9 protein-coding genes and 1 pseudogene are annotated in these 7,679 nt (G+C 61.8%); 4 read left to right on the forward strand and 6 right to left on the reverse strand.

Annotated features, from left to right (window positions below; genetic code table 11):
• Positions 1 to 1,142: 1,142 nt before the first annotated feature.
• Positions 1,143 to 1,310, forward strand: a complete 168-nt coding sequence (locus tag EOA60_RS37505) for a hypothetical protein (protein ID WP_164748491.1) — start codon at positions 1,143 to 1,145, stop codon at positions 1,308 to 1,310.
• A 1,508-nt stretch (positions 1,311 to 2,818) separates the two neighbouring features.
• Here the strand turns inward: EOA60_RS37505 and EOA60_RS11395 are convergent.
• Positions 2,819 to 3,016, reverse strand: coding sequence for a hypothetical protein (locus tag EOA60_RS11395; protein ID WP_127214810.1), 198 nt, complete (start codon positions 3,014 to 3,016; stop codon positions 2,819 to 2,821).
• 276 nt (positions 3,017 to 3,292) lie between these two features.
• On the opposite strand from EOA60_RS11395, the gene EOA60_RS11400 reads away from it, so the two are divergent.
• Positions 3,293 to 3,475, forward strand: a complete 183-nt coding sequence (locus EOA60_RS11400; RefSeq protein ID WP_127214812.1) for a DUF3606 domain-containing protein — start codon at positions 3,293 to 3,295, stop codon at positions 3,473 to 3,475.
• A gap of 315 nt (positions 3,476 to 3,790) precedes the next feature.
• Here EOA60_RS11400 and EOA60_RS11405 read toward each other — a convergent pair whose 3' ends face one another.
• Positions 3,791 to 3,994, reverse strand: a complete 204-nt coding sequence (locus EOA60_RS11405; protein WP_245456938.1) for a hypothetical protein — start codon at positions 3,992 to 3,994, stop codon at positions 3,791 to 3,793.
• Positions 3,995 to 4,260: 266 nt separating this feature from the next.
• Between EOA60_RS11405 and EOA60_RS11410 the strand changes: the two genes are divergently transcribed.
• The gene (locus EOA60_RS11410) at positions 4,261 to 5,013 is read left to right on the forward strand and encodes a Crp/Fnr family transcriptional regulator (RefSeq protein ID WP_245456940.1); all 753 of its coding nucleotides are present in this window, start codon (positions 4,261 to 4,263) and stop codon (positions 5,011 to 5,013) included.
• Positions 5,014 to 5,019: 6 nt separating this feature from the next.
• Here the strand turns inward: EOA60_RS11410 and EOA60_RS11415 are convergent, their stop codons facing one another.
• The 3 genes from EOA60_RS11415 to EOA60_RS11425 form a co-directional block, all read right to left on the reverse strand.
• The gene (locus tag EOA60_RS11415; protein WP_127214814.1) at positions 5,020 to 5,382 is read right to left on the reverse strand and encodes a hypothetical protein; all 363 of its coding nucleotides are present in this window, start codon (positions 5,380 to 5,382) and stop codon (positions 5,020 to 5,022) included.
• Between the two features lie 156 nt (positions 5,383 to 5,538).
• Positions 5,539 to 5,832, reverse strand: a complete 294-nt coding sequence (locus tag EOA60_RS11420; RefSeq protein WP_127404070.1) for a hypothetical protein — start codon at positions 5,830 to 5,832, stop codon at positions 5,539 to 5,541.
• Between the two features lie 106 nt (positions 5,833 to 5,938).
• A complete protein-coding gene (locus EOA60_RS11425) occupies positions 5,939 to 6,790 on the reverse strand; it encodes a glycoside hydrolase family 108 protein (protein ID WP_127217546.1) in 852 nt (283 codons plus the stop codon).
• Between the two features lie 71 nt (positions 6,791 to 6,861).
• Here EOA60_RS11425 and EOA60_RS11430 point away from each other — a divergent pair, with 71 nt between their 5' ends.
• Positions 6,862 to 7,107, forward strand: coding sequence for a DUF4335 domain-containing protein (locus EOA60_RS11430; protein ID WP_245459124.1), 246 nt, complete (start codon positions 6,862 to 6,864; stop codon positions 7,105 to 7,107).
• On the opposite strand, the pseudogene EOA60_RS37510 reads toward EOA60_RS11430, so the two are convergent.
• A pseudogene (locus EOA60_RS37510) lies at positions 7,104 to 7,679 on the reverse strand (hypothetical protein); the annotation flags it as partial. The gene EOA60_RS11430 and the pseudogene EOA60_RS37510 overlap by 4 nt on opposite strands.

The raw sequence follows: 7,679 nt of genomic DNA on the forward strand, positions 1-7,679 counted from the left end.
GAATGGTGACATGGGCGGCGCCGCCAACATCCAGGAGGCGCCGGCGCGGGCGGGCGCCGCAGCTCGCAAAACCAGGTAGCCTTTGCATGGAGCCTCAAGAACGTCGTTTCGCGTGCGCAAGAGAAACCGCCTGTCGCGACCGAACAGGCGGTTGCCTGGTTAGCGATTTCGACTACCCAGTCGGGTTTAGAACCGGGACGAGCCAAAGGCGTGCGATGCTTTCCGTGAAAGGACCTTGCCGACTAGCCGGCAGTGATCGGTGCGAGCGTGAGCCCGAGGTGACCGTGGCCGAAGGCATTAGTGCACAGTGCGGTGACCTGGACGAGGCTCGCAGTCCCGACATCGTTTCAACGGTGTCTGTTCATTGGAAAGCTCTTCATAAAGCGTTGCGACCACATTGAAAGAGCCTGCCGGTGTGAGGGCTCTTTTTGTCGGACCTTCTCTGGGGCGTGTAGCCGTTCCAATTGGGGCCGACCTGAGGCTTAGCCGAGAAAGCCGCCGAGCTAGACAAGCGTTCAGCCATAGCCAACGTTGACTTTTTCCCACGCGAATGATCCGAGGCCGCAGGCGCGCTACGCTCTCCGTCGCTTAGAAAGCACTCGTGGCAGGTCAGCTTCGTCGGTGATGCCGTCATCAAAAGCTTGGAGGATTTCCCTAGCCAAATATTCCCGCTGTTCGCGATCCTTCTTGGCTAGTCGTCGCTCGTCGCACAACCGGTTAAACACCCGCTGGTGCATGTCCAGATCAGCGGGCCCGTAGACGCCACTCCAACGCGACAACGACATGAGCGCCGCCCTCGGGAAGGCATCTGCCATTATCTCACAGAACGTCCCAGTGTGGAACGGATTTAAGCCTCAGTCATTAACCAAAGGCAGGAATGTAGCCGTCTCAGTGGCAACCTAAAAAAGCCCGTCGCTTACGCTAATTAGCCGCGGCGGGCTTTTCATTCGCTACCACTAAAAACGTGGATGCCTACCACTGAACGGTGGCGCATAAAGCATCTCTGCCCCGCCGCGGTTGGCATCGGGGTAAGAGCCCGGCCTGTGCGCCCAAGGTCTCCTCGACCCCTTCGGCAGGCCGGGCGCCCGTATCTAAGCTATGTGCCACGCCGCCCTCTCTAGCAAGCGCGACAAGTGTAGTTCGTGAAGCTCCTGCATGCTTTCGAGAAGTTCGAGGAATTCGAGCGCCTTGGCGATGGGCAGTTCGAGCCGTTCCAATTCGGCTATGCGCTCCCGCTGCTCAGCGAGGTGCCGTCTACCCAGGCTAACATGCCCGCGCACCATGCGGATGTCATCTGTAAGCGCCATTGATCCTAACGCCATCACGCGCGGGCCGTTCCGGCACTCATCCCGGCAAACAAGAGCCCGCTCGCCTGAGGGGGGCCGAACGGGCTCCGGGGGAAATGCCCCCACGCGGCGCGGTGAACCTTGGCCGGGGACACACGCCGCGACACCCAACGAGATGGTTGATGGAATTGTTCCCTCCGGCCGATGCGACCTAGTTGGACCAAATGACGATGTTTTCGAGAATAGGAGAGCCCGCTCGGCCCTGGGAAGTCAAACGGGCTCCGGGGGGAGGCGTTTTCCCCGCCCGGCGTGGCTTGGGCGGCCCAGCCATAACAGCCGCCAGAACACTCGCCGTGAAGCTCGAACCGGTTGACGGTTAAAAAGTTCCATCAACAACCGTTTGACGAAGAAGCTATCTGTCAGCTTCCTTCCTCGAAGTCCTGCAGGTCGCATGGCGCAGCGTGTGCTCACCGCGAAGGAACAGCACCTGGCTGTCCCGCGTCTATCTCTCTCGCTAGGAGACGCGCCTCTCGAAGTGGAGAGCTCGAGTCGTTGCCGATCAGGTCGATGAGCTCGCGCGCCTGCGCCTCGAGCATACCGGTTCGCGCATGAGAACCGCACTCGAAAACCTTCATCGCCTGGATGCGCTCGTCGTGCTCTTTCTTGCTCTCGGCCCTCAGGTCTCCTCTGGCCGTGGATCCGGATCCGGGCGAAGGTTCCATAACCGGCGGCTAGCTATCGCGGAGACGCCTTAGGTGGTCGGTGTGTTGGCGTTGAGCCGCCTGAAACTCCCGCAACCGGTGTTCGGCTTCGCCTATGGATTGGCCACGCACTTCCATTCTGGCGATCAACGCTCGCTGGTGCGCTATGCGTTCCGCGCCCTCTCGAACGTGGCGCTGCGCCATTTCCAACGGGGTTTCGCGGCGGGGCATTGCAGACTGATCATAGCAGGATTCAGCAGTCCCGTCTTGGCTTCTCCTCGGCAATCCGCGAAACGGCCAGAAGCCCGCCAGCCTGAAGGGCCGAACGGGCTCCGGGGAACGCCACCACATACCCCCAAACGGCGCCTCGCCTGGCAACGCGCACCGCGAGACCGCACCCAATGTCCGTCGGTAGGTTCCATTAGAGAAGGCTTGAGAACCTATTTGCCGCGTCAGAGTTGTAGGCGTATGGCCAAGGGCTTGAAGATAGGCGACGAGGTCGCCATCACCGCGAAAGTGGGCCGTCGAGTCACAGAAGACCGGGTCAGCGTATCGATCCCGTCATACGGGCAGCCTCATTCCATCGTCGACCGAACAGCGAAGGTGAAACAGGGTCAGGAAATCGGCTGCGAGGTGACGTCACCCGGGTGGATGAGGACAAGGTGACAATCGACCTGGGCATTCCCGTCACCTTGAATGCCGACACGGTTAGGCTGGTCACGCCCTACAAGCCGCCGACGCGAAAGACGCCACTCGTTGACAAGCCGACTTGAGCGATCTGTGCTGCCGCGTGGTTGTCCGTCGCCGCCCATGATAGTCGTGTTCCAGAACCTAAGCCAACATGTCTTTGATCACCGCATCAAGCGCCGCAAGATCTTCCAGTGCGGCGATTTCCAACGGATCCGCGGCTTGCTCAGGCGTTTTTGGTTCAGGAACGCCCTCGGCGCCTATCGGCACGTAACTCGCCACAAGGATGTCCCGATACTGCTTGAGCAGGACAATCGCCCGATCAATGGTCTTCTGTTCCATCGCTGCACAGTAGCACAGGTACCGGCCAATGCTCCATCGAGCGGACCTGACCGGATCCCGCCGGCAGCCTTCCGCGAGCGCCCTGCGAAAGAACGGCCCGCCCCTGATGCCATTGGAGCGGGCCTGCGGAGAAGGGGAGGCTCCGCTGGCGGCTCTGCACGGGGATCGGGAGGGAGGTGCGCCGCCGCGCCCCAAACCTCGTTGAATGCAAGGTGTTCCGCGGCCCCGGAACATTTTCTTTGTGATCCGGTTGGTCGAGTTCAGGAGGTATGCGCTATGGCAGACGACAAGAGCAAGCGCGGCGGCGATCGCGACCGGGTATCAGCGGATCAAGAGTACGAGATTGAATACTTCGCCAAGCGGCACCGGATTTCGCCTGGAGCAGTCAGGGAATTGATCCGCCAGCACGGCAACAGCCGCAAAGCCGTGGAGCGCGAGGCCAGAAAGCTACGGCCGTGATCTAGCCTCGCCGATTGTCGGAAATCGGGCGCGGGGCGAGCTTGCGAGCGAGGTCGATCATTTCCATCTGTGCCACCATGTGGCGCCAAGCCGATGCTATGCGCGACTTGCGCCAAGTCATCTGGCATCAAAGGCCCGCACACGAACCGCTTGTGCAGGACGCCTGAAGGATCGGATCGCCCAATCGATCCGTCGACTGGTAGTCCGCCAAACGTACCTCCCGGATGCCGGGCTGCCGGACGGGTCGGAGGACTTGGACAGACGGGGCCCCCTCGGCTTTCCCGAACGGCTTGGCCGCCCGCAAATAACTCACTGCTATCGTCCCAACGGCTTGCGAGAAAGCTCAATCAGCTGTCCTTCATCGGTGACGCCGGCCATATAGCTGGCAATGATCCGCAAAGCGCGGCGCTCTCGCTCCGCTGCAGTTTCCTTTGCGACTGAGCCGCGTTCGAGAATCTGGCAAAGAAATTCAACATCGACAGGTGTGAACGCGCCTTTCGCCAGTCTTGCTGAAGCCATGGCTTTCTCCTCCTGCCAAGCGGGCCCGCCCGACACGCCTGCAGGCGGGCCTTCGACACGACGGCACTTTGGAAGCAGAGGGGAGCATAGCTGTGCCGCCGGGCTCCCAACCTGCGATCCTAAAAGGTGTTCCTTCGTCATGAGCAAAAATCATTCCAAGCGGTCGGACTCGGCCATGGCTAGGGGCTTGAGGCGCAATCAACCTGGGGGTCAAAGAGCCATCCTCACCGCACGGGAACATTGGGGCCCGATAGAGGTTCGGGCTTATGTCGATCAGCTCAGTGTTGCCGGGTTCTTCCTCTGACCTGATTATCCGTAAGCTCCAGATCATCTCTGACCTTACTCAAGCCGACATTGCGATTCTGGAGAGTATCGCGGTTCAGGAGCGCGACTACCGGACAGGAGAGGATATCGTGCGCGAGGGCGACCGACCCTCTCATTCCTTCGCTGTTCTGGACGGCCTGGTGGCATCTGCGAAGATCACCGGCGAGGGAAAGCGACAGATCACGTCAATCTTTGTTCCGGGAGACATCCCGGACCTCCACGGAATTCATCTTTCGGTTATGGATTGCACCTTCGCACCACTCACGCCCGCCAGAGTGGGGTTCATGCGCCACGATGCGCTGCGCGCGATCTGTGCCAAACACCCCTCCATCGCCAACTTGTTTTGGCGCTCAACGCTGATCGACGCAGCGATATATAGAGAGTGGGTCACCAATGTCGGAAGGCGGGACGCCTATGTTCGCATGGCTCACCTCCTGTGTGAGCTCATCGTCCGTCTCCATGCAGTCGGCCAAATTCAGGACCACGTGGCGGAATTTCCAGTAAGCCAGGCAGTGCTGGGCGACGCAGTGGGGCTATCCACCGTTCACGTCAACCGAGTGCTTCAAGAACTTCGCCGCGATGGCCTCATATCCACCTCGGGCTCGAGGCTCAAAGCGCTCGACTGGAAAGGGCTGGTCCGTGCAGGAGACTTTTACACGACCTACCTGCACCAAAAAAACGTGATGTCACTGTAGGGTCCGTCAGTCTGCCGACGAGCGCACTCGGCCGATCTTATCGCCCTCGATGAAACGGTCTATCCGCTCGTGCAGCGTCGAGACGCTACCCTTCAAGTCGCGGACACCAGTCATCACCTCGTCGCGGAATTCGCGTAGGCCGGCCTTGGTGATGTAGGTCTCGGCAACGTGCAGCTTGTGCGCGGCAAGCTGCTCGGCAAGCAGCGATACCGAGCCGATCGCCATGTCTGCCCTGGCATGTGCGTCGCGCGCATCCTTTTTGACCTCGTCCCGAGCCGATTTGATAGACGCCTCGATGCGCCACCATAGGCCAGCCACCGCGCTGACGACGGCGATCAAGAAGGCAAGGTTCGCATTGAAGTCACTCATTCGCCCCTCCCCAGTTCAGCTCGACGCTCGGCGCTGGCCTTGGTGTGGCGGTCGCATTCCGCCGGCGTGTAAAGGCCGATCGCGCAGCCTGGCGCCATCGTCTTGTCGATCTTATTCTGATCGGTGATCGTCTTGCCCTGCGCGCCGGCGAGGCTGCTACCAATGGCCGAGCGCAGCGCCGGCGCACCGCTGACGGCGGAAGTCGTACACGCCGCCAGTGTCGATGCAGTCGTCAAAAGACATGCGAGCATCAATGCCCTTTGTGATCGCATCTTGATTATCCTTTTCGATCTTGGCGCGGACCTCTTCGGCGCCGCGGTGCTTGATCAGTTCGTAGACGGTGAAAGCGGCGCCGGAGACGAGCGCCGCACTGGCCGCCCAGGCGATAGCGCCCGCAAACAGGCGCGAGGTGCCGAGGCGGCCGACAAGCAGGCTGATGAGAACGCTCATAACAGCAACCAGATCAGGAAGCCGGCGATAACAGCCAGGGTTGCGGCTCCGCCTAAGCGCAGGGCGCGATCGAGGATCACGGCAAAGACCGAGGCGAGGTTTTCCATTACGTCGCCTTCGCCCCGAGAGCCGCGGCGAGGCGCTTCGCCTTGCGGTTCGCATACCAGCGCCAGGCGAGACCGCCGATTGCGAGCAGCGCGCTAGCGACGGCCAAGATGACGACGACCTTGCCGATCCAATCGCTGGTGTAGGAGAACGGCGAAAGCTGGTTCTGGAGATCGTACAGATAGCCGGAGAGGCCAAGCCCGCCGGCACCGGCACCGGTTGCCGCATCGGCCGGTGCGGTCGATGAGGCAGCCTTGGCATCCTCGATAAAGCCTTTCGCCTGGCCGCCGTCGACGAAGCTCGCCGTCCGCGGCGTGAGGCCGGTTGCCCAGGACTGGCCGATCGAGCGGACCTCCGCGACGCGACAAGACCAACCGCGACCGAACACCGGCCACGTCTTCAGGTGCTGCAGGAAGGTCAGGCGCTGATCGCAGATCCGGTCGATCAGGGCATCGCGGTCGTTGCAGGCCTGGACGGCCGCGATCGTGCCGAGCCCCATGACCCCGTCGAGCCGGCCCTTGTAAAGAGGCCCGAGCGCGCGCTGCAGCCAGATGATCGACTGCTTCGGACCGGAGTTCACAGCGCCATCGAAGACGACATAGTCGACCCCGGCGGGCAGCCGGTCACCCTTCACGGCGTCCCAGTATTGGCGATCGTAGATCTCGAAGAGTTCCTGGCTGGTGATGCTCTTCACGGACCGAGGCGCCAGCCCCTTGCTGCTGCGGTAGGCGTCAAAGATCCTTTGGGTCACACCCTTCATCGTGGCGCCACCCGGGTCGGCCGGGTGATTGCTGTAGCCGCCCTCATGCGCGAGCACGCGGGCGAGCGATTCCTGCTCGCGAGATGCGGTCATGATTTTTCCTTTCGCTTGGGAACCTTCCTGCCGGCCGGGGATTGAGGCCGGCGGCAAGGGGGATTTCAGGATTGGATTGTTTCAGGAAGCTTGAGGCGCTGATCGACGCCGGCGGCGCCAACGCGGTGGGAGAGGCGCGTGCGCTTCTCGCTCAACTCAAAGATAAGTCGCAGGGCCTGGCCGAGGCGGTCGACGAGTTCCTGCTCGATATGATGACCCTGGATTTCGTGCTCGAAGCCGAGCGCGAGGCATTTCAAGACTCAGCACGACGGTTGGTGCGTAGGCGGCTGACGATGGTGAAGTTGCTCTCGGCCTAACGGCTGTCCGTTCCGGCCGAACCTTGCGGGTTGCCTAACGAGATCTGCGTGGTGTAGCCGCTGCCGCGGTCGAGCGTATCGGTGATCGAGGCGATTGTGTAGCTGCCGTCGACGCCGGCGCGCAGCTGGATGATGGCAGTGCCTTCCGGCTCGGCCGTCGGCTCGCCCTCGATCGTGATCGAACCGGCGCCCTTCTGCCGCGCGCCGTCGATACGATCGGAATCGGCGCGCGTCTGCGCTGCAGTCGCGTCCGGCTGCATGAAGCGCAGCACGTCCTCCGGCTCGACGTCGTCGCCGGTTTCGACCTCTTCGATCACCTGCCTGGCTCTATGCAAGTCGTACCAGCGGCCTTTCTTCTTCTTGAAGCGCGGCCGGTCGGTCGCCGGCGTCAGGCCGCTTGCCGAAATCACCATGCCGCGGGTGATGACGATGGTCGGCAGCGGCTGGCCTGTCGCCGAAACGCCCTGGTTACGAGGCACGAAGCCAGCCTGCGATCCCTTGATGGCAAACGTCGCGCCGTGCTCGCGCGCAAGCCGGTCGGCGAAGGCGAAGAAGCTTTCATTGTCCTGCGC

Source organism: Mesorhizobium sp. M1A.F.Ca.IN.020.06.1.1, from assembly GCF_004023265.1.
In the GTDB taxonomy this organism is placed as follows: Bacteria; Pseudomonadota; Alphaproteobacteria; order Rhizobiales; family Rhizobiaceae; genus Mesorhizobium.

Coding starts and splice junctions, on each gene's coding strand:
- EOA60_RS11420 (WP_127404070.1), bottom strand. CDS start 5,832: ATGAGCGTTCTCATCAGCCTGCTTGTCGGCCGCCTCGGCACCTCGCGC.
- EOA60_RS11405 (WP_245456938.1), bottom strand. CDS start 3,994: ATGGCTTCAGCAAGACTGGCGAAAGGCGCGTTCACACCTGTCGATGTT.
- EOA60_RS11410 (WP_245456940.1), top strand. CDS start 4,261: ATGTCGATCAGCTCAGTGTTGCCGGGTTCTTCCTCTGACCTGATTATC.
- EOA60_RS11395 (WP_127214810.1), bottom strand. CDS start 3,016: ATGGAACAGAAGACCATTGATCGGGCGATTGTCCTGCTCAAGCAGTAT.
- EOA60_RS11415 (WP_127214814.1), bottom strand. CDS start 5,382: ATGAGTGACTTCAATGCGAACCTTGCCTTCTTGATCGCCGTCGTCAGC.
- EOA60_RS11400 (WP_127214812.1), top strand. CDS start 3,293: ATGGCAGACGACAAGAGCAAGCGCGGCGGCGATCGCGACCGGGTATCA.
- EOA60_RS11425 (WP_127217546.1), bottom strand. CDS start 6,790: ATGACCGCATCTCGCGAGCAGGAATCGCTCGCCCGCGTGCTCGCGCAT.